We start from the raw sequence: 25,383 nt of genomic DNA, 5'->3' as shown, positions 1-25,383 counted from the left end.
ATGGTGCGCATGGCGGGGTGGTTGTTGGCGGTCATGCTGGCCGGTGGAGTGCTGCCGGCGGGCGCCGTGTCCAACGATCTCGCCGGCCGCCAGTCCGATGCCGAGAAGCAGCAGGCGCAGCTGCGCGACCGTATCGAAAACCTGCAGAAGGACATCGATACGCGCGAAGCCGCCCGCAAGGAAGCCGCCGATGCCTTGAAACAGTCGGAATCGGCGATTTCCAGGATCAACCTGCGCCTGAAGGAACTGGCCGAAGCCAACCGCCAGGCGGCGGCCGACCTGTCCGGCCTGGAAAAACAGATCACGGCCCAGCAGGCGGTGCTGGCCAAGCGCCGGGTCGAGCTGGCCGACCAGCTGCGCACCCAATACACCAGTGGCCTGTCGCCCTGGACCGCGCTGCTGTCCGGCGATGATCCCCAGGTGCTGGGGCGCAACCTGGGCTACCTGGATTATGTCTCCCAGGCCCGGGCCCGCGCGGTCGAGGCGCTGCGCGCCGATATCGACCGCCTGGCGGCCCTGCAGGGCCGCGCCGATGCCCGCCGCGCCGAGATCGAAAAGCTGGTCGCCGAAACCTCCGAACAAAAGACCGCGTTGGTGGCCCAGCAGAAAGAACGCGCCACGCTGCTGGCGCAGCTGGAAGGCCAGATCGCCGCCCAGCGCGCCGAAGCGAACAAGCTGGGGCGTGACGACCAGCGCCTGTCGCGCCTGATCACCGACCTGGACGCGGCCATCATCAAGCAGGCCGAAGAGGCCCGCAAGGCCGAAGAGGCGCGGCGTCGCGCCGAGGAAGCCCGCAAGGCCGAGGAAGCCCGGCGCGCCGAAGAGGCCCGCAAGAAGGCCGAGGCCGACCGTCGTGCCGAGGAAGCCCGCCGGAAGGCGGAAGCCGACCGCAAGGCGGCCGCCGACAAGGCCGCGGCCGACAGCGCCCGGCGTGACCGCGACGCGCGCGAGGCCGCCGCCGCCCGCGAACAGGTCGAGGCCGCGTCGCGCCAGGGCCGTGGCCCGGTCGCCGTGGCCGATCCCGACGCCGCCGGCCTGCGCCCGGCCGATTCGCGCCATCCCCGCCTGACCGGCCCGGCCGAGACGCCGCCGGCAAAACCCGCGGAGCCCCCCAAAAAGGCGGAACCCGTGGAAGAGCCCGCCACTCAAACCCGCAGCGCGCCCAGCCAACAGGCGACGCGCGCCGCGCCGGTCGGCGGCGGCAATGGCCTGCGCCATGGCCTGGCGGCACCCGTGCGCGGCCAGGTGCAGGGCCGTTTCGGGGTCGACCGTCCGGATGGCGGCGTCTGGCGCGGTATCGTGCTGCGCGCGCCCGAAGGAACGCCGGTGAAGGTGGTGGCGCCCGGCACGGTGGTCTACGCCGATTGGCTGCGGGGTTTCGGCAATCTCATCATTGTGGATCATGGCCAGCAATATCTGACCGTCTATGCTTACAACCAAAGTCTGCTCAAACGGGTGGGCGATTCCGTCGCGGCGGGGGATACTATTGCTTCGGTAGGAGCAACCGGCGGCCAAGTGGAATCCGGCCTATACTTTGAAATTCGCCATCGCGGCGCTCCTGTGGATCCAGCCCAGTGGCTGGCCCAGTAAAGCCAGACGGCCAAACGCTCCGGGGCCAACCCAAGGGCGAAAACCAATTCGGGAAGTGTGCATGGGCACTCGCAAGTTTCGTGGTTTCGGTCTGATTGCCATCGGTGCGGTGGCAGGTGTCTTGCTCAGCGTGGGTGTGACGGCTGTCGCCCAGCGCGGCAGTCCCTTGCCGCTGGATGAGCTCAGGCAGCTGAGCAACGTCTTTGCGGCCATCAAGAACAACTACGTCGAATCGGTCGACGACAAGACCCTGATCGACAATGCCATTTCCGGCATGGTGTCGAACCTGGACCCCCACTCTGCATACCTGGATGCCGACGCCTTCCGCGAAATGCAGACGGCCACCCAAGGCGAGTTCGGCGGCCTCGGTATCGAAGTCGGCGCCGAGGACGGCTTCGTCAAGGTCATCTCCCCCATCGAAGACACCCCCGCCGCGCGCGCGGGCGTCATGGCCGGCGACCTCATCATCAAGATCGACGACACGCCCACCAAAGGCATGTCGCTGAACGACGCCGTCAAGCTCATGCGCGGCGCCCCCAAGTCGCCCATCACGCTGACCATCATGCGCGCCGACCGGCCGCAGCCGATCGTGCTCAAGATCGTGCGCGACATCATCAAGGTGCGCAGCGTGCGCAGCAAGATGCTGGACAACGGCGTGGCCTATGTGCGCATCGCCCAGTTCCAGGAAAAAACCGGTGCCGACCTGGCCAAGCAGCTCAAGGACCTGGGCGCCAAGGAAGCCCCCAAGGGCCTGGTGCTCGACCTGCGCAATGACCCGGGCGGCCTGCTGACCAGCGCCATCGGCGTGTCCGGCGCGTTCCTGCCGGCCGATGCCCTGGTGGTCTCGACCGACGGCCGTACCCCCGACGCCCGCCACAAGTACCTGGCGACCCCGTCGGAATACGCCCGCGGCGAAAGCAATTACCTGTCGGGCCTGCCGGCCTGGACCAAGACCGTGCCGATGGTGGTGCTGGTCAACGTCGGTTCGGCCTCGGCCTCCGAGATCGTGGCCGGCGCGCTGCAGGACCACAAGCGCGCCAAGGTGCTGGGCAACCGCACCTTCGGCAAGGGTTCGGTGCAGGTGATCCTGCCGCTGTCGGAAACCACCGCGGTCAAGCTCACCACCTCGCGCTACTTCACGCCCAGCGGCCGTTCAATCCAGGCCACCGGCATCGAGCCCGACTACGTCGTGGCCGATACCGCCGACGGCGACCTGTTCCGCCTGCCGCGCGAAGCCGACCTGCAGCGCCACCTGTCGAACCCGGGCACGGCCAACGAAGTGAAGTCCAACTCCGAGCAGGACAACGTCGACGTGCCGACCAAGGTGTTCGAGTTCGGCGGCAAGGATGACTTCCAGCTGCAGCAGGCGATCAACCTGCTGGCCGGCAAGCCGGTGCAGAAGGGCTCGGCCCGCGCCCAGGCCAAGGCCGACGCCAAGCCCGGCGCCGGCAACGCCCAGCGCATGAAGATCACGCCGACCGGAGTCGAGCCCAGCAAGGACAAATGAACGACGAGCAACTGCTGCGCTACGCCCGCCACATCCTGCTCGACGAGCTGGGTATCGAAGGGCAGGAAAGACTGCTGGCGGCGCGTGTGCTTGTCGTAGGGGCGGGTGGGCTGGGTTCGCCCGCCGCGCTCTACCTGGCCACCGCTGGCGTCGGCGAGATCACGCTGGCCGACGACGACGTCGTCGAGCTCAGCAACCTGCAGCGCCAGATCCTCCACACCACCGCGAGCGTGGGCCGGCCCAAGGCCGAGTCCGGGCGCGACATGCTGGCGGCTTTCAATCCCCAGGCCCGCGTGCATGCCCGCGTCGAGCGGCTGCAGGGCCAGGCCCTGTCCGACGCCGTGGCGCAGGCCGACCTGGTGCTGGACTGCACCGACAACTTCACCACCCGCCACGCCATCAACCGCGCCTGTGTGCAGCACCGCAAGCCGCTGGTGTCTGGCGCCGCCATCCGTTTCGACGGCCAGGTCAGCGTCTACGACCTGCGCGATCCGGACGCTCCGTGCTACCACTGCCTGTTTCCCGAGGCGGACGACGTCGAAGAGGCCAACTGCGCCACCATGGGCGTGTTTGCGCCGGTGGTTGGCATCATCGGCAGCATGCAGGCGGCCGAGGCCCTCAAGCTGCTGTCCGGCGTGGGCGAGAGCCTGTCGGGGCGCCTGCTATGGCTGGACGTGCGCACCATGCAGTGGCGCAGCGTCAATGTCCAGCGTGATCCCGAGTGCGCGGTCTGTGGCGCGCGCGGGCACTGATCCGGCCATCATCGGCACATCCCGACCCCTTTAAAGCGGCCCGCCATTGCCCTCGCGGACAATATTAAAGGCTTGAAATACCTGCTATAACGCCAGCCAGCCTGCCGCTCCGTGGCAGCCAGCTTTGGACGTAACGGTGTGGACACAGGATTGAGCTTCAGCCTGCCCAAGTGGCGGCTGACCCGTTGGTTGACGCATTCCGGGCAGGACACGCCCGCGGACATCCGCGCCGCCTTGATCGCCAGTCTGTTCGGCACCTTGCCGATTTTCGCCGGCGGCGTCATCAACACCCTGATGATCTCCGGCGTGGTCGCCTGGCGCCGGCCCGAGCCGCTCTATATTTCCTGGCTGGTCCTGGAGATCCTGCTGGCCGTGGTGCGCGTCACCGTCCTGCGCTCGGCGTTGCGCAATGCCGCTCGCGGCGGCAGCACCCATACCGACATCTACATCGTGCTGGCGCTGCTGTGGGCGTTCAGTGTCGGCTATGGGGTCTTCGTCACGTTCCTCAACCATGACTGGCTGGCCGCCACGCTGGCTGGCGTGTCCTGCGGCGCCATGGCGGGCGGCATCTGCTTTCGCAACTACGGCGCGCCGCGGCTGGTGGCGGCGATGATATTCCTGAGCCTGGGGCCGATGTGCCTGGGCGCGCTGTTCGCCGGCGAATACGTCACCGCCATCGTCTTCATCCAGATCCCGTTCTACCTGGTCAGCATGAGCATCGCCTCGCAACGGCTGCGGCGCATCCTGGTGTCCACCATGCTGGCCGAGCGCGAGAACGAGCGCCGCGCCAGCCAGGACGCGCTGACCGGCCTTGCCAACCGCGCCGGCCTGGAAGCGGCGCTCGAGCGCATCTGCACCAGCGCGCGCGAGCATGACAGCGCCGCCGCGCTGTTCTACATGGACATGGACGACTTCAAGATCATCAACGACACCCACGGCCATGCCGCTGGCGACCAAGTGCTCAAGACCATCGCACAGCGCATGCGCGCCATGTTGCGGGTGGACGACGTGGCCGCCCGCATCGGCGGCGACGAATTCATCGTGCTGGCCACCGGCATCGACGCTACCGCCGCGCTGCGGCTGGGTAACCACTTGCTGCATGATGCCAGCCAGCCCATCGTGCTGGCCGACGGCACGCGCGTCAGCGTCGGGCTGTCGATCGGCATTTCGATCATCTCCGGCGCCAACCGCAAGGCGCAGGCGGTGCTGGATTCCGCCGATGCCGCGCTGTACCGCGCCAAGGCCCGCGGCGGCCGCCGCTGTTCCGTCGCCGGCCTGCCGGATGCCGAGGACGCGCTGCGGCCCGGCGACGCCGCCGCGGCCGCCTGAAGCGCGGCGGGTCCGCACCGACCGGACACGGAAGGGACTGCCAAAAGTTATCAGATAACCTGAAAAGTACGGGTTATACTTCGCCCCTATGCTGACCAAGAGCCTGACCCTCACCGAACAGGTCGCCCGCCAGATCGCGGGCGACATCGCCCATGGCGTCTATCCCGTGGGCGCCAAGCTGCCGTCCGGCCGCATCCTGGCCGAGCAGTACGGCGTCAGCGCCGCCGTCATTCGCGAAGTCACCGAGCGCCTGCGCGCCCAGGGCCTGATCCAGAGCCGCCAGGGGTCGGGTTGCGTGGTGTTGGCGCGCACCGGTGCGCAGGGCTTCCAGGTGCCCGCCGACATCGCCGTCAGCCGCGAACAACTTGCCAGCGTCTACGAACTGCGCATGGAACTCGAAGGCGGCGCCGCCGCGCTGGCGGCCGAGCGCCGCAGCGCCGCCGACCTGGACGCCCTGGCTCGCGCCCTGGCCGACCTGGAACGGCACCAGCACCATCCTGAACATGGAGTCGAACACGACATCGCCTTCCACCTGGCGATCGCGGCCGCGACCCACAATCCGTTCTACCAGGACCTGCTGCAGTACCTGAATCTGCAATTGCGCCTGGCTGTCAGCACCGCGCGCGCCAACAGCCGCCAACTGGCCGGCATGACGGATGCCGTGCACCACGAACACGTCGCCGTGTTCGAGGCCATCCGCGACCGCGATGCGGCGCGCGCGCGGCTGACGGCCGAACGCCACCTGCGCCAGGCTGCCGGCCGCCTGCGCCTCGATTCCCTCTTTCCCGCCTCCAGGCAGACATCATGACCACAACCGACATCGCCCAGCGCCTGGTCCGGGCTTTGGGCCCCGACACCGTCTTCACCGCCAGCGACGACATCGCGCCCTGGCTGTCCGACTGGCGTGGCTTGTATAACGGCCACGCCCAGGCGGTGGTCCGCCCGCGCACCACCGCCGAGGTCGCCACCTGCCTGGCGCTCTGCAACGAGGCCGGCGTGCCGGTGGTGCCGCGCGGCGGCAACACCGGCCTGTGTGGCGGCGCCACGCCTGATGCCGCGCCCATCAACGTGGTCCTCAGCCTGGACCGCATGAACGCCGTGCGCGCCATCGACACCGTCGCCAACACGATGGTCGCCGAAGCCGGCTGCATCCTCGGCAACCTGCGCCGCGCGGCGCAGGACGCCGGCCGGCTGCTGCCCTTGAGCCTGGCCGCCGAGGACTCCAGCCAGATCGGCGGCAACGTCGCCACCAATGCCGGCGGCGTCAACGTGGTGCGCTACGGCATGGCGCGCGAACTGGTGCTGGGCCTGGAAGCGGTGCTGCCCAACGGCGAGATCTTCAACGGCCTGCGCACCCTGCGCAAGGACAACACCGGCTACGACCTCAAGCAGCTGCTGATCGGCTCCGAAGGCACGCTCGGCGTCATCACCGCCGTGGCGCTGCGCCTGTTCCCGCGCACCGACGTGCGTTCCGTGGTGCTGGCCGCCGTCGAATCCCCGGCCCAGGCCCTGCAATTGTTCGAAATCCTGTTCGAACAATGCGGCGCCCGCTTGCAGGCTTTCGAGTATTTTTCCGGCGACTGCCTCGACCTGGTCCTGGCCCATGCCGCGGGCGTGCAGGAGCCGTTCGACCAACGTTATCCGGCCTACGTGCTGGTCGAACTGGCCGACACCGCCGACGAAGCCGCCCTGACCGCGCTGCTGGAAAACGTGATCGGCACCGCGCTCGAACGCGGCCTGTGCCTGGATGCCGCCGTCTCGGCCTCGCTGGCCCAGTTGCAGGCGCTGTGGAAACTGCGCGAGGAAATCTCCGAAGCGCAGCGCGCCGACGGTCCGCATCTCAAGCATGACGTGTCGCTGCCGATCGAACGCATCCCCGACTTCATGGTTTCCGCCGAAGCGCGCGTACGCGCGCTGTACCCGGCCATCCGCCCCTTCATCTTCGGGCACTTCGGCGACGGCAACCTGCATTACAACCTCTCGCGTCCCGCCGGCGTCGAGCGCGGCTGGGTGGCCGAACACGGCGCCGCGATCACCGACGCGGTGCTCGACGAGGTCAACCGGTACGGGGGCAGCATCAGCGCGGAACACGGCATCGGGCAGCTCAAGCGCGACCACTTCCTGCATAGCAAGGATGCGGTGGAGTTGCGGTTGATGCGGGAGATCAAGCGGGTGCTGGATCCCAAGGGGATCATGAATCCCGGAAAGCTGCTGTAGTTTTTCTTGCGCTTGTCGGCGGGCGTTTCAAGGACCTCACCGCGCGCGATCAAAGATCGGACCAATTCCGCAAAAAAACACCGCGGATAACAAAAAAGGCCTGGAGCAGCGCTTCCAGGCCTTTTTCATCTTCCCCGTGTCCGCCGGACCACCGCCATCAGCGGCCAGTCCGGCAAGGGGGATCCGTTCGGAACATCACTGCCGGTGGTAAACCTCGGCGCCTTTCTTCACGAACTCGATCGACTTCTCCTGCATGCCTTTCTGCAGGGCGTCTTTTTCGCTCACGCCCTGCGACGCCGCGTAATCGCGCACATCCTGGGTGATCTTCATGCTGCAGAAGTGCGGCCCGCACATCGAGCAGAAGTGCGCCACCTTCATCGAGTCCTTCGGCAGCGTTTCGTCGTGGAACTCCTTGGCCGTGTCCGGATCCAGGCCCAGGTTGAACTGGTCGTCCCAACGGAACTCGAAGCGCGCCTTGGACAGCGCGTTGTCGCGGATCGCCGCGCCCGGATGGCCCTTGGCCAGGTCCGCCGCATGCGCCGCGATCTTGTACGTGATGATGCCGTCCTTCACGTCCTTCTTGTTCGGCAGCCCCAGGTGTTCCTTGGGCGTCACGTAACAGAGCATCGCCGTGCCGTACCAGCCGATCAGCGCCGCGCCGATGCCCGAGGTGATGTGGTCGTAGCCCGGCGCGATGTCGGTCGTCAGGGGGCCCAGCGTGTAGAACGGCGCCTCGTGGCAGTGTTCCAGCTGCAGCTCCATGTTTTCCTTGATCATCTGCATCGGCACGTGGCCGGGGCCTTCGATCATCACCTGCACGTCGTGCTTCCAGGCGACCTGCGTCAGCTCGCCCAGCGTCTTCAGTTCCGCGAACTGGGCTTCGTCGTTGGCGTCGTAGCCCGAGCCCGGGCGCAGGCCGTCGCCCAGCGAGAAGCTGACGTCGTAGGCCTTCATGATTTCGCAGATTTCCTCGAAGCGCTCGTACAGGAAGCTTTCCTTGTGGTGCGCCAGACACCACTTGGCCATGATCGAGCCGCCGCGCGAAACGATGCCCGTCATGCGGTCCGCCGTCATCGGAATGAACGGCAGGCGCACGCCGGCGTGGATCGTGAAGTAATCCACGCCCTGTTCGGCCTGCTCGATCAGCGTGTCGCGGAAGATCTCCCAGGTCAGTTCCTCGGCCTTGCCGTCCACCTTCTCCAGCGCCTGGTAGATCGGCACCGTGCCGATCGGCACCGGCGAATTGCGGATGATCCATTCACGCGTTTCGTGGATGTGCTTACCCGTCGACAGGTCCATGACCGTGTCGCCGCCCCAGCGGATCGCCCAGGTCATCTTCTCGACTTCCTCGCCGATGCCCGAACTGACTGCCGAGTTGCCGATGTTGGCGTTGATCTTGACCAGGAAATTGCGGCCGATCGCCATCGGCTCGACTTCCGGGTGGTTGATGTTGGCGGGAATGATGGCGCGGCCGCGCGCGATCTCGTCGCGCACGAATTCCGGCGTGATGGCGGCGGGGATGGCGGCGCCGAACGACTGGCCCGGGTGCTGGCGCAGCAGGCGCTTGACCATCTTCTCGCCGTCCGGACCGCTGTCGCGCAGCGTCTGCAGGTAGTGCTCGCGGCGCAGGCTTTCGCGGATCGCCACGTATTCCATCTCGGGCGTGATGATGCCGCGGCGCGCGTAGTGCATCTGCGAGACGTTGGCGCCGGCCACCGCGCGGCGCGGCGGGCGTTGCAGGTCGAAGCGCATGGCCGTCAGCTTGGGATCGGTCAGGCGCTGCTTGCCGTACTCGCTGGTCGGACCCGACAGCACTTCGGTGTCGCCGCGCTCGTCGATCCAGGCGCGGCGCACTTCCGGCAGGCCGCGGCGGATGTCGATCTTGACGTCGGGGTCGGTGTAGGGGCCGCTGCAATCGTAGACGATCAGCGGCGGGTTCTTTTCGCCACCGAACATGGTGGGCGTGTCGTCCTGCTCGATCTCGCGGAACGGGACGCGGATGTCGGGACGGGAGCCGACCTCGTAGACCCGGCGGGATTTGGGCAACGGGGCGACCGCGGCCGCGTCGACTTCGGCGGTGGCGGCCAGGAATTTGGGATTGGCGTTCATGGAAAGCTCCAAGCGAATGGTTTGGAGCCGATCGGGAATGGACTCCCGCCATGCGGGCATGGCGGGAATACGGCTCCCAGCATCGGCATTATCCGTACTGGTACGAAGGGACTCTCTCAACACGTCGGGCCGTTCTGGCGCGACGAGTACCCCTGCGCGAAAGCGAAGTATAGAGCCTGCCCGGCCGGCAGGCGAATAGCGGCCATGCTGCGCCGCCGCAGTGGGGCGGCGCACGCTGGTAGTACCGGTTTACATTTGGAATCAGTCTGCGGAGACAGTGCCATACAGGTTCTGTACACTTTTTCACGTCAGCCGGCGGTCCGCCCACCGGCCCCAGTCCACTCAAGAAGGAAACGAGCATGCAACTGACCCTACGCAAACTGGCGCCCGCCCTGGTTGTCATGACCCTTGCGCTTGCGGGTTGCAAGACCGCCCCGACCAAATCCGGCGCCGCCGCCACGCCCGACGCGGCCGGACAGCAGCAATCGTCCACGCAACCGGCCACTGCCGCGGTGGTCGAGTTCTACGTCGCCCAGACCCAATCGGGCCCCGGCCTGGTCGAGGTGAACCTGCCCGACGGCAAGATCTACATGCAGCAGCAGCCGGTGCTGACCCGCGCCGACCTGACCGAGGCGGCCGCCCTGGTCGATCGCCAGGGCGCCAACTTCGTCGGCCTGCGCTTCTCCGACGCCGGCGCGCGCAAGCTCAATGACGTCAGCAGCAAGAACGTCGGCAACATGCTGGCGCTGGTGATCGACCGTGAACTGATCGCGGCGCCGCGCATCGGCGAACCCCTGAACCGTGGCGTGCTGGCTTTCGGCGTGCCGTCGGCCCAGGCCGCTTCCGACATCGCCGCCAAGATCCGTGGCGAAAGCGCCCCGGCCGCGGGCGGCGCCGCCCCGGCCACCGCACCGGCTCCCGCCAAGCCCTGAGCGGCGATTCACGGCCATGAAAAAAGCCCGGCATCGCCGGGCTTTTTTCATCCTGCCATCGCAATCGCGGCGGCCATCCTCAACTCTTGCGGCCGCGCGGTTTGATGCCGCGGCGCGCCTGGGAGGCTTCGATAAAGGTCTGGTTCAGCGCTTCGAGCACCAACCGGTCGTCCGCCGTCAGCGTATCGAACTGCGCCGGCGCAATATTGGGGAAGGGCCACGGCGCCAGGGGACGCCCGCGGCGGGCAATGGCGCGCGGCAACGGCTCGGACACGCCGGTCGCCGGCAATGTGTCGCTCAGGTCATAGCCTTCCATGGGCAATTCCATGGGGCCCTTGCCCGTCTCCAGCCATTCGAGTTCCACCTTCAATACCTGCGCCAGTTTGCGCAGTGAACGGCTCGAATGCCTCAGCCCGCTCTCATAACTGCCGATCGCGCTTTGCGACAGTCGGGCCATGCGAGCGAGCGCTTTCTGCGTGTGGCCACGCAAAAGACGGGCGTGCTTCAGTCGGTCTGAAAAAGTTTTCACGCGTCGATTGAAGCTTGCACTGTAGGCACTTTGGTAGATATAAATATTACTTAGGTGATAAGTTCGGAGAGGCAGCACATGCAGGAAAGAGGTTACGTCCTCGTCGTGCAACTTGGTGGAATGGCGTGCAACAAGTTTGTGCACACCTTGCGTCAACTTCAGTGGGAGGTCGGCCTGTGCCGGTCCCCAGACAGCCTGTTGGCACGGCTGCGCAGCGAACCGGCCGACATCGTCGTGTTGCGCGGCACGAGCGACAATCTGTCGCAACTGATTGCCGAACTGCGTCGGGCCGCATCTGGTAGCGCAGTCGTGTGGCAATCCCCCGAAGATTCCCCCACGGCCCGCATCGCGGCGCTCGACGCCGGCGCCCATGCCTGCGTGCCGTTGCAGGCGAACATCGCGGAATGGGATGCGGTGCTGCGCAACCTGATCCGTTGCCGGCGCGCCGAGACCGACACATTGCCGCGCTGGCGTGTCGATGGCCGCGGCCGGATGCTGGCCGGCCCCGCGGGCGAACGATTGCCGCTGACCAACACTGAACGCGCCTTCTTTGTCAGCCTGCTGAACGCCCCGCATCAGTGCCTGCCCCGCGAAGGCTTCTTCCCCGAGGCCACACGCGACCCCATGGACGGCGCGCGGCGCGTGGATGTGCTGGTGTCGCGCCTGCGCAGCAAGGCCCGCCGCCTCAACATCGACCTGCCGGTGCTGGCGGTGCGCGGGTGGGGGTACATGTTGATGCCGCAAGGCGTGCCGGCGCCCCACGACTAGGACGCGGTCCCGCGCGTGCTCCAACACCAGGCCGCGGGGATTCCTACTAATGTGATATTCGAATTACATAGGTAGGGGAGCGTCGCGCCGGTACAGGCGCGCATGCGATTGCGCCAACGGGCGGCGGATGCCGCCTTGTTCGGGAAGAGGGAGGGGCGCCGCCCGCGCGCTGTCAGAGCACGACCAGGTTGTCGCGGTGCATCAGCTCGGGGTCGGTCATGCTGCCCAGGATGCGGGCGATCTGCGATGACGGCTGGCGCAGGATGCGTCGGGTGTCCACCGAGGAATAGTTGATCAGGCCGCGGGCGCATTCGCGGCCCTGGCTGTCGACGCAGGCGACCACGTCGCCGCGGCCGAATTCGCCTTCTACATCGACCACGCCGATCGGCAGCAGGCTCTTGCCTTCACGCAGCAGGGCCTGCACGGCGCCGTCATCGAGCACCACGCGGCCGCGCAGCCGCAGGTGGTCGGCCAGCCACTGCTTGCGCGCCGACCAGACCGGCAGCACGGCGCGCAGTTCGCTGCCGATGCATTCGCCTTGCGCCAGGCGCGTCAGCACGTTGCGTTCGCGGCCGGAGGCGATCACGGTGTGCGCGCCGCTGTGCGCGGCGCGCTTGGCCGCCAGAACCTTGGTCAGCATGCCGCCGGTGCCGATGCCGCTGCCGGCGCCGCCAGCCATGGCTTCCAGCGCCGGATCGCCGGCCTGGACGTGCGCCATGAATTTGGCGTCGGGATTCTTGCGGGGGTCGGAGTCGTACAGGCCGCGCTGGTCGGTCAGGATGATCAGCGTGTCGGCTTCGATCAGGTTGGTGACCAGCGCGCCCAGCGTGTCGTTGTCGCCCAGCCGGATCTCGTCGGTGACCACCGTGTCGTTTTCATTCACGATCGGCACCACGCCCAGGCGCAGCAGCGCGAACAGCGTGCTGCGCGCGTTCAGGTAGCGGTGGCGGTCGGCCAGGTCTTCGTGGGTCAGCAGGATCTGCGCGGTGCGCAGGCCGTATTCGGCGAATGCCGCTTCGTAGGCCTGGCACAGGCCCATCTGGCCCACCGCCGCCGCGGCCTGCAGTTCGTGCATCACCGACGGGCGCTTGCGCCAGCCCAGGCGGGCCATGCCTTCGGCGATGGCGCCGCTGGATACCAGCACGACCTGCTTGCCCTGCTTGTGCAGCGCGGCGATCTGGGCCGCCCAGTGCGCCACGGCGGCGCGATCCAGGCCTCGGCCTTCATTGGTGACCAGCGATGAGCCGACCTTGGCGACGAGGCGTTGGGCATTGGCGACGACGGAAACGGCGGGTGATTCGGCAGACATGATGGCGGCGGGCTGCGGCGCGAAAAAAGGCGTAATCGAACGAGATTGCGATTATGGCTTATTCGTCGCCGCGCGGCGCGGCAGTCTTGTTGTCGGCGTCGCCGCGGGTGTCGTCGAAACGCGGATCTTCGGCCACGTAGGTGCCATCGGCCTGGTCCTGCGCCAGTTGTTCCTTTTCGCGTTCGGCGTCAAGGTAGTCCTGCAGCGCGTAGATCAGGTCCTGGGTGCCGTCGCCGGACAGGCCGGAGATGCCGAACACCGGACCCTTCCAGTCGTACAGCTCGATGAAGCGGCGCTTGGTGTCCTCGGGATCGGCCACCATGTCCAGTTTGTTCAGCACCAGCCAGCGCGGCTTGGCGGCCAGCTCGGGATCGTAGCGGCGCAGTTCCTCGACGATGGCGCGGGCGTCAACCACGGCCTGCTCCACCGGATCGGCATCGGGATCGGGCGTGGACACGTCCACCAGGTGCAGCAGCACGCGGGTGCGCGCCAGGTGGCGCAGGAACAGGTGGCCCAGGCCGGCGCCTTCGGAGGCGCCTTCGATCAAGCCGGGAATGTCGGCCACGACGAAGCTGCGCGACGGCGAGGTGCGCACCACGCCCAGGTTCGGGTGCAGCGTCGTGAACGGGTAGTCGGCGATCTTCGGCTTGGCGTTCGAGATGCGGGTGATCAGCGTGGACTTGCCGGCGTTGGGCAGGCCCAGCAAGCCCACGTCGGCCAGCACCTTCAGTTCCATGCGCAGGTAGCGGTGTTCGCCTTCCTTGCCGGGCGTCCACTGGCGCGGGGCGCGGTTGACGCTGGACTTGAAATGCATGTTGCCCATGCCGCCCTGGCCGCCGGCGGCCAGCACGACCTTCTGGTCGTGGCGGTTCAGGTCGAACAGGACTTCGCCGGTCTCGGCGTCATGGATGATGGTGCCGACGGGCACGCGCAGCGTGATGTCCGGGGCGGCGGCGCCGTACTGGTCCGAGCCGCGGCCGTTTTCGCCGTTCTTGGCGCGGTGCAGGCGCGCGTAGCGGAAGTCGATCAGCGTGTTGATGTTGCGATCAGCCACGGCGAAGATGCTGCCGCCGCGTCCGCCGTCGCCGCCGTCCGGGCCGCCCTTGGGAATGAATTTCTCGCGGCGAAAGCTCGCCACGCCATTGCCGCCTTTGCCGGCGACGACTTCGATGGTGGCTTCGTCTACGAATTTCATGATGTCTGCGCGTGTATGAGATAGGGAGTCGCCGCAGCGCGGCGAGGGCCGCCACGCATTTGCGGTGGCCCGAAGGAAAAAAAGCCCTGCCGCGTGCGACAGGGCTTTGCCGTTCTGGCTGGCGGCGGATCGCTGAGGCGACCGCGCCGCGTGCCGGACCGTGCTGCGTCGAGGATTACTCGGCGGCGACGATCGAAACGGTTTGCTTGTTCAACGCGCCCTTGAAGCCGAATTGAACCTTGCCGTCGACCAGCGCGAACAGGGTGTGGTCCTTGCCCATGCCGACGTTCACGCCAGCGTGGAAACGGGTACCGCGCTGACGCACGATGATCGAACCAGCGGGAATCAGTTCACCGCCGAAAGCCTTGACGCCCAGACGCTTCGATTCTGAGTCGCGTCCGTTTCGCGTAGAGCCGCCGCCCTTTTTCTGTGCCATGTTTAGCTCCTGCTAATGTGGTGCCGAGTCGCGTCTTAGGCCGTGATGGCTTCGATGCGGATTTCGGTGTAGTTCTGACGGTGGCCCTGACGCTTCTGATAGTGCTTGCGACGGCGCATCTTGAAGATCTTGACCTTGTCGTGGCGGCCTTGCGCAAGAACCGTTGCCTTGATCACGGCGCCGGCGACGAGGGGCGTACCAACTTTCAGTTGGTCGCCTTCGCCCACGGACAGCACTTGATCCAGGGTGATTTCTTGCCCAATGTCAGCCGGTATCTGTTCTACCTTGAGTTTTTCGCCAATGGCAACACGGTACTGCTTGCCACCGGTTTTTACGACCGCGTACATGGGGTATTCCTTAAATAGGTAAATGGGTTCATTCGCTTGCCGGCCCTGCTGGGCTGGCAGTGCTTGCCTGGGGTTGCCAAGATTGGGGTTGCCAATATGGGGTTGCCAAGACCAAGCGCGCGTAATTCACCGACGTAATTCGGCCATCTCTGACCGAATCCGGGATATTAGCCCGCGGCTGGGGAAAAGTCAAAAAGCGCTTGCAGGCTAAGGGCTTAGGTGTGGCCGGGGCGCCGCGTCGGGGTGGCGCGCAGCCGAAAAAACGGGGGCGGGGCGGTTCGGATGGGATGGCGGAGGGGGATTCCGCGCCCCGGGCAGGGGCGTCGCTACGTCCGGCTCCGGTTCCTGGCAGCCCGTATAATCGCTGGTCGAATCCCCCGCCATCCCGGCGGCCCAGCGGTAAGAGCTGTTACATATGGCTCGTTTCACTCTCCGGATACGTCTTGAATCTCCCCGCGCTCATTGCTCCCATAGTTGACGATATGAAAGCCGTCGATGCGGTTATCCGCGAGCGGCTGAATTCCGATGTGGTGCTCATCCGTACGATCGGCGACTACATCATTGGCGCGGGCGGCAAGCGCATGCGCCCGGCGATGGTGCTGATGGTGGCGCGCGCGCTGGGGTATCAAGGGACGCACCACCAGTTGCTGGCCGCCGTGGTGGAGTTCATCCATACCGCGACGCTGCTGCATGACGACGTGGTCGACGAGTCCGACCTGCGCCGCGGGCGCGAAACCGCCAACGCGGTGTTCGGCAACGCGGCCAGCGTGCTGGTGGGCGACTATCTGTATTCGCGCTCGTTCGAGATGATGGTCGAGGCCGACTCGATGCGCATCATGAGCATCCTGTCCGAAGCCACCACGGTCATCGCCGAGGGCGAGGTGCTGCAGTTGCTGAACGTGCACGATCCGGACGTCTCGCAGGAGCGCTACCTGCAGGTCGTGCGCTACAAGACCGCCAAGCTGTTCGAGGCCGCCGCCCAGGTCGGCGCGGTGCTGGCGGGCGCCACGCCCGAGCAGGAAGCCGCGGCCGCCGCCTATGGCCGCCACGTGGGCACGGCCTTCCAGTTGGTCGACGACGTGCTGGACTACAGCGGCGACGCCGCCGCGCTGGGCAAGAACGTGGGCGACGATCTGCGCGAGGGCAAGCCCACGCTGCCGCTGATCCGCGTAATGGAAGTGGGAACGCCGCAGCAGCAGCAATTGATCCGCGACGCCATCAAGACGGGCGACGCCGACTTTGCCGCCGTGGCCGCCGCCATCCAGGCGACGGACGCGTTGGAACACGCCCGCCAGGCCGCCGTGGCCGAGGCGGATCGGGCCCGCGAAGCACTTTCTGCATATCCCGTTTCCCCTTTTCTAAATTCTCTGTTAGAATTCTGCGCTTTCGCGGTGAATCGAGATCGCTAGCTGAAAACAGCACTGCAAGCGCTGCTTTGAGCAAGGTTGGAATTCACGAGGCGGGAAGGGCAAAACCTTCAAGCCGAAGCGAAAAGATGATTTGGTTGCACTGAGCGCAACGAAGTCAGTAGCTGTAGGGTGTGGGAGATGTATAAGCCCATGCCCAGACTCGGGGCGTAGCTCAGCCTGGTAGAGTACTGCGTTCGGGACGCAGGAGTCGGAGGTTCGAATCCTCTCGCCCCGACCACTTATCTGTGGTCGAATTCTTGAAGGTGTTTCCCGACGCCTTTGGCTGAAAGCCGGTACCGCGCAAGCGTTGCCGGCTTTTTTGCGTGGGCACGCCGTTTGCTGGCGTGGCGCCCATGAACTCGTTTTCTCTCGCAGACGGCCCGCTCGTGGTCGCTTATCCTCGCCGCGCTCGGGCGTCCGAGCACGAAGTGGCGTCGCATGACGCCCTGGCGGCGCGCCTGGCCGCGCTGTTGGGCGGGCGCCATGTTCGCGATTACCGGCCCAGTCGCCATCGCGGCGGCCCGGTTCCGTATTACGTGCCCGACCGCAGCATCGCCGGCGCGGCGCGCGCGGCCATCCTGGGCATCGCGGGCATCGCCGACCTCTATGGTGGCGTCGTGCCGCATGCCTTCGTCGCCACCAAATCCATCAGCCATGGCCTGGCGCGGCCGGATGCACCGGCGCCAGCGGGTTGGGTCGCCTCGCTGGCGGATGCATTGGGTGACGCGGTGCTTGCCGGCTACACGGCGTTCCGCCCGGAAGACGCGCTGGCCGGTGGCCTGCGGCTGTTGCAACGCGGGCCGGTGCGGTTGAAACCTGCCGATGCGACCGCCGGGCGCGGGCAGGAGGTCGCCTCGGATGCGGATGCGCTGCGGCAGGCCTTGGAGCGCCAATGCGCGCGGACGATGGGACGGCTCGGCTTGGTGATCGAGGAAGACCTGGACGAAGTCGAAACCTGCAGCGTGGGCTGGTCCAAGGTGGGAAAAATGGAGATCGCCTATGTCGGCACGCAGTCGCTGACGCCCGACAATGCGGGCTGCCTCGTGTACGGCGGCTCGGAACTGCGCGTGGCGCGGGGCGGCTTCGATGCCTTGCGCAGGCTGGATCTCGCCGACCGTGAACGCCGCGCGATCGACCTGGCGTGCCAGTATGACGCGGCTGTATCGGCCGCCTATCCCGCGCTGATTGCTTCGCGGCGCAATTACGATGTGGCGTTTGGTCTCGGCGCCGATGGCCGGCCGCGCGCGGGCGTGCTGGAGCAATCATGGCGCGCGGGTGGCGCCAGCATCGCGGAACTGGCCGCCATGCAGGCCTTTGCGCTCTCGCCCGCGCTGCGCGAAGTGCGCGCCGCGACCCGCGAGCGCTATGGCGCCGACGAACCGGCGCCAATCACGCAACGCCTGGTGTTCCACGGCCACGACGCGGCGGTCGGGCCCATCAGCAAGTCGGGCGGCATCCTGGAGGCGGCCGATGGCGGCGCATAGCAGTCCGCTCGCGCTCGACGTGGATGGCGTGTCGCTGGACGCCACGTTCCTTACCCCGGAAGACAAGGTGCCGGGGGTGCTGTTCATTCATGGCTGGGGCGGCAGCCAGCAGTTCGACCTGTCGCGCGCCAAGGGCATTGCCGCGCTGGGTTGCGTCTGCCTGACCTTCGATCTGCGCGGACACGCCGCCACGCAGGCGCGGCAACGCGAGGTGACGCGCGAGGACAATCTGCGCGACGTGGTGGCGGCCTATGACCGGCTGGCGCAGCATCCGTCGCTGGACTCCGGTTCGATCGCCGTGGTGGGCAGCAGCTACGGCGGTTACCTGGCGGCCCTGTTGAGTACGCTGCGTCCGGTGCGCTGGCTGGCGCTGCATGTGCCTGCCCTGTATCGTGACGACGAATGGCTGGTGCCCAAGAATCAGCTCGATCGCGAGACCCTGCGCGCCTATCGCAGCGTCTACGTCGCGCCGGAAGAGAACCGCGCGTTGAAGGCGTGCACGGCGTTCGCCGGCGACGTGCTGTTGGTCGAGGCGGAACACGACAGCTATATCCCGCATTCGACCATCATGAGCTATCGCTCCGCGTTTCGCCGATCGCACTCGTTGACGCACCGGATCATCGACGGCGCCGACCACGCGCTGACGGAAAAACCGGCGCAACGTGCCTATACCTCGATACTGGTGAACTGGGTGACCGAAATGGTCATGGGCGCCCGCATGGGCGAGGGTAGGGCGCGCTACTGAGCGGCCGCGGTCGGGCTGGCGCGTTGCGCGCAAGGCCGGCAACGATGCCGGCCCTGGCGCTTTCCGCCGCGCGGGTCAACCCGGGTAGAGATCGGTGCGGCGATGCTCCCAGGCCGGCAGGCCGGCGCGCAGCGTGGCGACGCGCTGCGGGTCGAGGTCGGCCAGGATGTAGCCGGTGCGGTCCGGCATGCAGGCCAGCACCGTGCCCCAGGGGTCGATGATCATGCTGCGGCCGAGGCAGGGCAGGCCCGGGCCGTCGCCGCCGATCTGGGCGGCGGCGATCACGTAGCACTGGTTCTCGATGGCGCGGGCGCGCAGCAGGGTTTCCCAATGATCGCGCCCGGTGTGCAGGTTGAAGGCCGCGGGCACCACCAGCACGTTGGCGCCGCGTGCGCGCAGCGCGCGGTAGAGTTCGGCGAAGCGCAGGTCGTAGCAGATGCTCAGGCCCAGCGTCAGGCCCGCCGCCTCGACGGTCCGCAGGTGCGCGCCGGGCGCGAAGTCGGCGGATTCGCGGTAGGGGATGCCGTCGACCACCGCGTCGTACAGGTGGACCTTGCGGTAGGAGGCGGCGATGCTGCCGTCCGGGGCGAAGGTGACGCCGGTGTTGCCGAGCCGGTCCTGGTCCGCCAGGCGTTCATGCATCGAGCCCAGGTGGATCCAGCAAGCGTGGCGTTGCGCCAGCGCGGCGATGCGCGCCGTGACCGCGCCGGGGATCGGACTGGCGGCGGCGCGCAGCGTTGGTGTGTCGCCGCGCACATCGCTGTACTCGGGCGTGACGATCAGTTTCGCGCCGTCGTTGGCCGCGGCCGTTATCCAATGTTCCAGCGCCGCCAGGTTGGCATCGCGGTCACGGCGGCTATCGAGCTGGACGGCTGCCACTCTGATGGACATGCGGGCTCCTTGTCAGTGTGTGTGCGCCTGGGCTTTCAGGCCGAGCGCGACCGCGCGCGCGATCTGCCCCAGCAGGGCGGCGCCTTCGCCGCCCTGGAGCGTCTGCGCGGTCTGCCAGTCGGTGAAGCCGTCGGCCAGCACCGCCAGCACCACGCTGCGGTCCGCCACGGTGAGGATGCCGGCGTCATGGCGCAGGCCTGGCAGCTGGCCGGCCTTGCTGGCCAGATGCGCTGGCGCCGGCAGCGCGGCGCCGAAGTGGGCGCGCTCGCGCTGGTCGGCCAGCAGGTCGAGCGCGAAGGTCCGCAAGGGCGGCGGCAGCATGCCGTCGCGCAGCATCCAGCAGAGCGCGGCGGTGGCATCGTCGGCGCTGGTGAAGTTGTCGCGGCCGGCTTCGCGCGCGGCGGCGTCCATCATGCGGCGTTGCAGGCGGCTTGCCGCCAGTCCGGCGCGCTGGCTCCATTGGTTGATCGCGTCAAAGCCCAACAGATCGATCAGCGCGTTGGTGGCGGCGTTGTCGCTGAGCACGATCATCAACCGCGCCAGTTCGGCCAGCGACAGGCTGGCGACGCTGGGCAGTTGGGCCAGGATGCCGGTGCCGCCGGCGCGGTCGCCGCAAGCGGGCAGGGCCAGCGGCTGTTCGAGCGCGTAGCGGCCGTTGGCCATCGCTTCGAGCAGCGCCAGCAGGATGGGCACCTTGATGATGCTGGCCGATGGCTGCACGCGGTCGGCGTGGTGCGCCAGCACGATGTTGCCGTCCAGGTCGCGCAGGCTCAGCGAGACCCGCGCGGGCGTGGCGGCCAGCAAGGGCGCCAGCGCCGCGTCGACGTGCTGGCGCAAGGCGTTGCGGTCCAGCGGTTGCGATCCCAAGGGGAACATGGTCGATCTCCTCAGACCAGGAAGAAGAACAGGGACGAGAACAGGCAGAGGTTCACCAGGATCACCGCCCAGCCGTTGTAGAGCATGTATTTGAGCTCGCCCGAGCGCGCCAGGCCCATCTGGCCGAACATGTCCGAGGTGGGGAACGGACCGAACCAGTCGATCTGCGAACTGCCCAGGATAACCGCCGTGGTGGCCGCGGGGCCGACGCCGGCGGCCGCCAGCAGCGGGCCGAAGATCTTGGCGGTGAAGGTCATCTGCGCCACCGCCGCGCCGGGGATGTGGCCGATCACGTTGAACCACAGCACGATGACGCACAGCATGGCGCCGCTGATGCCGGCCAGGTGCGGCTTCGCCAGTTCCAGCACGGCGTGGTAGGCGTTGAGCTGGTCCACCAGCACCAGCACCGGGTTGAACAGCCAGAACAGGAAGAAGATCCAGATCAGCTTGCCGGTGCCCGCATACATCGCCTGCAGGATCGCGCGCGGACCCATGCCGCCGGCCAGGCCGGTGGTGGCCGCCAGCGACACCATGACGATGATGGCGAAGGCGTAGCCGGCCTTGGCGAGCACGCCGGCGACCGCCAGGATGATGATGGTCAGGCAGAACGCCCACGCCGCGCGCAGGGCCGTGGGGGACGGCGCGGCGTCCAGGTCGAGGGCGGCCATGCTGGCGCCGGCTTCCTCGTATTGATGAGTCGCCTCGGTCATCTTCTGGATGCGGCCCGACATGAACCAGCCGGCCAGCAGCGTCGCCACGGCCATCGGGATGCCCGCCACCAGCAGGTACTGCGGATAGCTCAAGCCGGTCAGGCCGGTCACGGTGACCACGTTGGGCGTGAAGGGCCCCAGCACCAGTCCGGCCGAACCGGCGGTCTGGAACAGCGCGGCCACCGCGGGCGGCGACAGGCGCACCGCCGCCGCGATGGGGATTACCACCGCCGCGATGATGGCGTTGCCGCCGGCCAGGGTGCCCAGCGCGCCGCAGATCAGGGTCGAGGTCACCATGATGCCCAGGCGCACGCGCACCTGGTTCGACAGGCCGATGCGGCGCACGATGGCGCGCACCATCTGTTCCGCGGCGCCGGTGCGCGAGGCGACTTCGCCCACGCCGGCACCGAGCACGATGATCAGGCCGACCACCGCGATGAACGACCCCAGCGATTCGGCCAGCAGCTTGCTCATGGCGATGGGCGTGGTGCCCGTCATGATGGCGCCGAGCACGATGGCGGCGATGGTGGACAGCACGATGTCCACGCCCAGCAGCGCGATGATGGCGAACACCAGCACGGGCGTCAGGCCCCACAGGCTGGTCTGGCCCGGCAGGGCGTAGTGGGTGTAGAGCGCGATGGCCAGCCCGACCAGGAATACCGCGATGGCGGCATTGCGCCTGCGTGGGTGCAACGAGCCGCCGGCGGGCGGGCGTGGCGCCGCCGCCGTTTGTGCCAATGAGGTCATGTCTTCTCCGTCCCTATCCAATCCGTGGCCAGGCCGTGACGCGCGGCGCGTCCGGCGGTTGTCGGCCTATTGTTGTGATCCCGCCTTGTGGGTGCTGCAGGCGTGGATTCCCAGCGGTCCAATGTCCAGGCCGCCGGGCCGCATCGGACGGCCTGGCGCTGGACGGTGAGAGTGTGGGCGTGACGGGCGACAGGTTCAAATGAGTGGTGCGGGTGCGACCATAACCAAAGGTTATGCGTTCGGCGCGGCGCCGATGCGCATGACCGACTTGCCGATCTGTTCGCGCGCTTCCAGCCGCGCATGGATGCGCTGCACGTCTTCCATTTCGTAGCGGCCCTCGATGGCGATGTCCAGCGACCCTTCGAGCAGCGCGCCGAACACGGCGTCGGCGCGGCGCTGCACGGTGACGCCGTCCCGCATGTGGTCGGCCAGCCGCGGCCGCGTCAGGAACAGCGAACCGGCCTCGCCCAGTTCGATCGGATCCAGGTCGGTGACCGAGCCCGAGACATTGCCGTAGTTGATGACCAGGCCGCGCGCGCGGCAGGCGCGCAAGCTGTCGCGCAGGGTAGCCTTGCCGACCGCGTCGAACACCACGTCCACGCCCGCGCCGCCGGTGGCCTCGCGGATGCGGTCGGCGAAGCGGCCGTCGTCGTAGGGCAGGGCGTGGTGGGCGCCGCGCGCGCCGGCGACGGCGCGCTTTTGCGCGCTGCTGGCGGTGGCGAACACGGTGGCGCCGCGCCGCGCGGCCATCTGCACCAGCAATTGGCCGATGCTGCCGGAAGCCGCGTGGATCAGGCAGGTGCTGCCCGGGCCCAGCCGGGCGATGTCCTCGACCAGGTAGTGCGCGGTGGCGCCCTGGAAGATCGCGGCGGCGGCCAGGTCGAATGGGATGGCGTCGGGGATCCTGGCGACCTTGGCCGCCGGCACGCTGGCGTACTCGGCGTAGCTACCCCAGGCGATGCACCAGGCGACGCGGTCGCCGGGCGCCAGGTGCGTGACGCCGGCGCCGACCGCGACGATCTCGCCGGCGCCTTCCATGCCGAGGGTGCAGGGCAGGCGGACGGGATAGGTGGCGGAGGCCGCATACTTGCCCTGGCGGGTGTGCACGTCCATGAAGTTGATGCCGGCGTAGGCGACCCGCGCCACCACGTGGCCGGGCGCGGCATCGAGCATGGGATGGTCCGCGCGCATCTGCAGGACTTCGGGGCCGCCGTAGCGTTCTATCAGGATGGCTTTCACTGCGAAGGATTCCTTGTTGAGGGAGGGACGGCGCGCCGTGGCATCGATCGATGGCGGCCATCGTAGAAGGCGTGAATCGGTCTGGGAATTCCCCAGGAATTCACCGGGGGCGTGAGGAAATTGCCGGAACGGACGCGCCAATGCGCGGCGGCCGCGTGCAATCGCGGCGGGTGTTGGTCGACAAGCAGGATTAAGTCCCATTCCGGTTTGGGCTATGCTGCGGCAGGCGCCGCCGTTGCGGCGTGCCGAACCGTTTTCCATTCCGCCGACGGGCTGGCGCCTGCGGCACGCGCAATTCCGAGAAGCCGATGTCCTCCCGTATCCTGTTCCGCCTTTGCCAAGCCGCCTTGTTCAGCGGCGTTCTCTGGAGCGCCGGTGCGCAGGCGCAGGCACCGACGCCGAACGATGCGGGCGCGCCGGTCGCGCGCGGCGCGCAGCTTGTCGGCGAGACCGTGGCGGACCGGCCGTCGACGGTCTATCGCTTTGAAACGCACCGGCTCGATTCGGCCGATGGCAAGCGCCACTACCGCATCCAGATCGCCGTGCCGCGCCAGGCCGCGCCGGCCGGCGGCAGCGCGGTGTTGTACATGCTCGACGGCAACGCGGCGCTGGCCACGCTGACCGATGCCGACCTGCTGCGGTTGGGCGCGGGCGGGGCGCCGGTGCTGGTGGCCGTGGGCTACGACGTGCCGACGCGCAACGACGTGGTGGCGCGCGCCTATGACTACACGCCGCCCGTGTTCGAGCAGGGCGCGCGCCAGCCGAATCCGGTGGTGCTGGGCCGCGAGGGAGGCGGCGCGGACGAGTTCCTGGCCCTCTTGCGCGAACGGGTCAAGCCGCTGGTGCGCGGCCGCGCCGCGGTCGACGACAGACGCGAATACCTGTGGGGGCATTCCTATGGCGGCCTGTTCGCGCTGCACGTGCTGTTCACGCGGCCGGACACGTTCGCGCGCTACATCACGGGCGACCCGTCGGCCTGGTGGGCCGATGGCGCCCTGTTGCAGGAGTGGCGGCGCTTCGACGCGCGGCGCGCGGCCGGCAAGCGCGTGCTTGTGCTGGCGGGCACCAAGCCGCGCGATCCGGCGCGCCAGCGGCCCAATGCGCCGTCGACGCGGCCGGATGGCACGCCGATCGACCTGCAGCCTGCCGTGCGCGCGATGGTGGAAGGCCTGCGCGAAGGCGGCGCGGATGCCCGCTACGAGGCGTTTGCGCAGTTCGGCCACGGCGAGATGCTGCGGGTGTCGCTGGAGCGCGCGCTGCAGGTCGCGCTTGAACCCTAGAAGGCCATGGAAGCCGGGACCGGCTTGGCGCCGCGCCGGCGCATGGTAAAAGCGGCATCAGGATCCGGGAGTTTTCTCCCGCACGATCATCCCCGGCGTGAGTGGACAATCCGATGTTCGACTGGCAGGACCTGTATTACTTCACCGTCTTGGCGCGTACCCAATCGTTGTCGGCGGCCGCCCGTGAACTGCGGGTCGAGCATGCCACCGTGGGGCGCCGCATCGACGCGCTGGAAAAATCCCTGGGCCTGCGGCTGGTGGACCGGCTGCCGCGCAGCCGTCCGCTGACCGAGGACGGACGCGCGCTGGCGCGGCTGGCCGGCGCCATGAACGAGATCGCCACGGGAGTCGAACAGTTGTCGCGCATTGCCTCGATCGAGGTCGCCGGCACGGTCCGCGTCAGCGCGCCGCCGTCGCTGGCCAGCCACTGCATCGCGCCGCGGATCGCCGCGCTGCGCGAGCGGCATCCGAAGCTGAACGTGGTCCTGCTGCCGTCGCTGTCGCTGGTGGCGCTGGACCGCGGCGAGGCCGACATCGCCCTGCGTACCGTGCGCCCGGAAGAGGATGCGCTGGTGCGCAGGAAAATCGGCGTGGTGCGATTCGCGCTGTATGGCTGCGCCGGATACGCGGAGCAGCCCGCCGAGCAGTGGCGCTTCATCGCGTATGACGCGAGCGGCGACGCCCTGCCGCAACAGGCCTGGCTGCATCAGGTCCGCCGCCACCGGCCGGTGGTCTTTGCCGCCAGCGACCTGGCGGCGCAGCAGATGGCCGCGCGGTCAGGGCTGGGCGCCGTGGTGCTGCCCACGATCGTGGGCGACAGCGACGCCATGCTGCAACGGCTGGCGGTGGCGGGCGAGGCGCCGTCCCGCGATCTGTGGCTGGCGGTGTTTCCGGACTTGCGCCGGTCGCCGTCGGTCAAGGCGGTGATGGACTTCCTGGTGGAGTGCGTGCAACAGGAACCACGGCTGCGCCCGTGACCGTC

The 25,383-nt window shown here is 67.9% G+C and carries 23 protein-coding genes and 1 tRNA gene; 14 read left to right on the top strand and 10 right to left on the bottom strand.

All coding sequences use genetic code 11. From position 1 onward, the window contains the following. From ACVN9Z_RS05305 to ACVN9Z_RS05280, 6 genes are all read left to right on the top strand, one after another. Entirely contained in the window at positions 1–1,590 is a 1,590-nt protein-coding gene (locus ACVN9Z_RS05305; protein WP_020926011.1) for a murein hydrolase activator EnvC family protein, read from the top strand. A 61-nt stretch (positions 1,591–1,651) separates the two neighbouring features. After that, on the top strand, positions 1,652–3,097 hold the full coding sequence (locus ACVN9Z_RS05300; protein WP_006389947.1) for a S41 family peptidase: 1,446 nt from the start codon (positions 1,652–1,654) through the stop codon (positions 3,095–3,097). Next, on the top strand, positions 3,094–3,849 hold the full coding sequence (locus ACVN9Z_RS05295; protein WP_026382147.1) for a HesA/MoeB/ThiF family protein: 756 nt from the start codon (positions 3,094–3,096) through the stop codon (positions 3,847–3,849). The genes ACVN9Z_RS05300 and ACVN9Z_RS05295 overlap by 4 nt, the downstream gene beginning before the upstream one ends. 138 nt (positions 3,850–3,987) lie before the next feature. Next, on the top strand, positions 3,988–5,178 hold the full coding sequence (locus tag ACVN9Z_RS05290) for a diguanylate cyclase (protein ID WP_458213208.1): 1,191 nt from the start codon (positions 3,988–3,990) through the stop codon (positions 5,176–5,178). An 88-nt stretch (positions 5,179–5,266) separates the two neighbouring features. Further along, on the top strand, positions 5,267–5,986 hold the full coding sequence (locus ACVN9Z_RS05285) for a FadR/GntR family transcriptional regulator (RefSeq protein ID WP_060720949.1): 720 nt from the start codon (positions 5,267–5,269) through the stop codon (positions 5,984–5,986). Further along, positions 5,983–7,395 carry an FAD-binding oxidoreductase gene (locus ACVN9Z_RS05280; RefSeq protein WP_458213207.1) on the top strand — a complete coding sequence of 471 codons (1,413 nt, stop codon included), beginning with the start codon at positions 5,983–5,985 and terminating at the stop codon, positions 7,393–7,395. Before ACVN9Z_RS05285 ends, ACVN9Z_RS05280 begins: the two co-directional genes overlap by 4 nt. 195 nt (positions 7,396–7,590) lie before the next feature. Here the strand turns inward: ACVN9Z_RS05280 and thiC are convergent, their stop codons facing one another. Further along, the gene (thiC, locus tag ACVN9Z_RS05275; protein WP_458213206.1) at positions 7,591–9,504 is read right to left on the bottom strand and encodes a phosphomethylpyrimidine synthase ThiC; all 1,914 of its coding nucleotides are present in this window, start codon (positions 9,502–9,504) and stop codon (positions 7,591–7,593) included. 359 nt (positions 9,505–9,863) lie between these two features. Here thiC and ACVN9Z_RS05270 point away from each other — a divergent pair, with 359 nt between their 5' ends. Continuing rightward, on the top strand, positions 9,864–10,436 hold the full coding sequence (locus tag ACVN9Z_RS05270) for a SecDF P1 head subdomain-containing protein (protein ID WP_006389953.1): 573 nt from the start codon (positions 9,864–9,866) through the stop codon (positions 10,434–10,436). Between the two features lie 79 nt (positions 10,437–10,515). On the opposite strand, the gene ACVN9Z_RS05265 is transcribed toward ACVN9Z_RS05270, so the two are convergent. After that, on the bottom strand, positions 10,516–10,965 hold the full coding sequence (locus ACVN9Z_RS05265) for a helix-turn-helix domain-containing protein (RefSeq protein WP_076472060.1): 450 nt from the start codon (positions 10,963–10,965) through the stop codon (positions 10,516–10,518). Between the two features lie 78 nt (positions 10,966–11,043). On the opposite strand from ACVN9Z_RS05265, the gene ACVN9Z_RS05260 reads away from it, so the two are divergent. Next, the gene (locus ACVN9Z_RS05260) at positions 11,044–11,733 is read left to right on the top strand and encodes a response regulator transcription factor (protein ID WP_035184254.1); all 690 of its coding nucleotides are present in this window, start codon (positions 11,044–11,046) and stop codon (positions 11,731–11,733) included. Positions 11,734–11,905: 172 nt separating this feature from the next. Here ACVN9Z_RS05260 and proB read toward each other — a convergent pair whose 3' ends face one another. The 4 genes from proB to rplU form a co-directional block, all read right to left on the bottom strand. Next, positions 11,906–13,042, bottom strand: coding sequence for a glutamate 5-kinase (gene proB, locus ACVN9Z_RS05255; RefSeq protein ID WP_006389957.1), 1,137 nt, complete (start codon positions 13,040–13,042; stop codon positions 11,906–11,908). Between the two features lie 58 nt (positions 13,043–13,100). Further along, positions 13,101–14,237: a GTPase ObgE gene (obgE, locus tag ACVN9Z_RS05250; RefSeq protein ID WP_054438983.1), complete on the bottom strand. Its 1,137-nt coding sequence runs from the start codon at positions 14,235–14,237 to the stop codon at positions 13,101–13,103. A 175-nt stretch (positions 14,238–14,412) separates the two neighbouring features. After that, positions 14,413–14,673: a 50S ribosomal protein L27 gene (rpmA, locus tag ACVN9Z_RS05245; RefSeq protein ID WP_006389959.1), complete on the bottom strand. Its 261-nt coding sequence runs from the start codon at positions 14,671–14,673 to the stop codon at positions 14,413–14,415. Positions 14,674–14,708: 35 nt separating this feature from the next. Then, a complete protein-coding gene (gene rplU / locus ACVN9Z_RS05240; protein ID WP_006389960.1) occupies positions 14,709–15,020 on the bottom strand; it encodes a 50S ribosomal protein L21 in 312 nt (103 codons plus the stop codon). Between the two features lie 443 nt (positions 15,021–15,463). On the opposite strand from rplU, the gene ispB reads away from it, so the two are divergent. The 4 genes from ispB (at position 15,464) to ACVN9Z_RS05220 (ending at position 18,658) form a co-directional block, all read left to right on the top strand. Continuing rightward, positions 15,464–16,429, top strand: a complete 966-nt coding sequence (gene ispB, locus ACVN9Z_RS05235; protein ID WP_006389961.1) for an octaprenyl diphosphate synthase — start codon at positions 15,464–15,466, stop codon at positions 16,427–16,429. A gap of 161 nt (positions 16,430–16,590) precedes the next feature. Further along, positions 16,591–16,667 (top strand) — tRNA-Pro (locus ACVN9Z_RS05230). Between the two features lie 115 nt (positions 16,668–16,782). Beyond that, positions 16,783–17,913: a DUF3182 family protein gene (locus tag ACVN9Z_RS05225; RefSeq protein WP_049050802.1), complete on the top strand. Its 1,131-nt coding sequence runs from the start codon at positions 16,783–16,785 to the stop codon at positions 17,911–17,913. Then, on the top strand, positions 17,900–18,658 hold the full coding sequence (locus tag ACVN9Z_RS05220) for an alpha/beta hydrolase family protein (protein WP_006389963.1): 759 nt from the start codon (positions 17,900–17,902) through the stop codon (positions 18,656–18,658). The genes ACVN9Z_RS05225 and ACVN9Z_RS05220 overlap by 14 nt, the downstream gene beginning before the upstream one ends. Positions 18,659–18,733: 75 nt before the next feature. Here the strand turns inward: ACVN9Z_RS05220 and ACVN9Z_RS05215 are convergent, their stop codons facing one another. The 4 genes from ACVN9Z_RS05215 to ACVN9Z_RS05200 form a co-directional block, all read right to left on the bottom strand. After that, positions 18,734–19,549, bottom strand: coding sequence for a carbon-nitrogen hydrolase family protein (locus tag ACVN9Z_RS05215; RefSeq protein ID WP_458213205.1), 816 nt, complete (start codon positions 19,547–19,549; stop codon positions 18,734–18,736). Positions 19,550–19,561: 12 nt separating this feature from the next. Then, positions 19,562–20,425 (bottom strand): serine hydrolase, encoded by an 864-nt coding sequence (locus ACVN9Z_RS05210; protein WP_054514340.1) that lies wholly within the window; start codon positions 20,423–20,425, stop codon positions 19,562–19,564. Between the two features lie 11 nt (positions 20,426–20,436). Next, positions 20,437–21,882, bottom strand: coding sequence for a gluconate:proton symporter (locus ACVN9Z_RS05205; RefSeq protein ID WP_049050804.1), 1,446 nt, complete (start codon positions 21,880–21,882; stop codon positions 20,437–20,439). 231 nt (positions 21,883–22,113) lie between these two features. Further along, entirely contained in the window at positions 22,114–23,121 is a 1,008-nt protein-coding gene (locus tag ACVN9Z_RS05200; RefSeq protein WP_458213204.1) for a quinone oxidoreductase family protein, read from the bottom strand. Positions 23,122–23,429: 308 nt separating this feature from the next. Between ACVN9Z_RS05200 and ACVN9Z_RS05195 the strand changes: the two genes are divergently transcribed. Together ACVN9Z_RS05195 and ACVN9Z_RS05190 are read left to right on the top strand one after the other, a co-directional pair. After that, the gene (locus ACVN9Z_RS05195; protein WP_006389968.1) at positions 23,430–24,401 is read left to right on the top strand and encodes an alpha/beta hydrolase; all 972 of its coding nucleotides are present in this window, start codon (positions 23,430–23,432) and stop codon (positions 24,399–24,401) included. 113 nt (positions 24,402–24,514) lie between these two features. Beyond that, positions 24,515–25,378, top strand: a complete 864-nt coding sequence (locus ACVN9Z_RS05190; RefSeq protein WP_054443585.1) for a LysR family transcriptional regulator — start codon at positions 24,515–24,517, stop codon at positions 25,376–25,378. The last annotated feature ends 5 nt before the right edge of the window (positions 25,379–25,383 follow it).

The organism is Achromobacter sp. KK8, from assembly GCF_054188005.1.
This window is presented reverse-complemented; position numbering and strand designations above follow the sequence as displayed.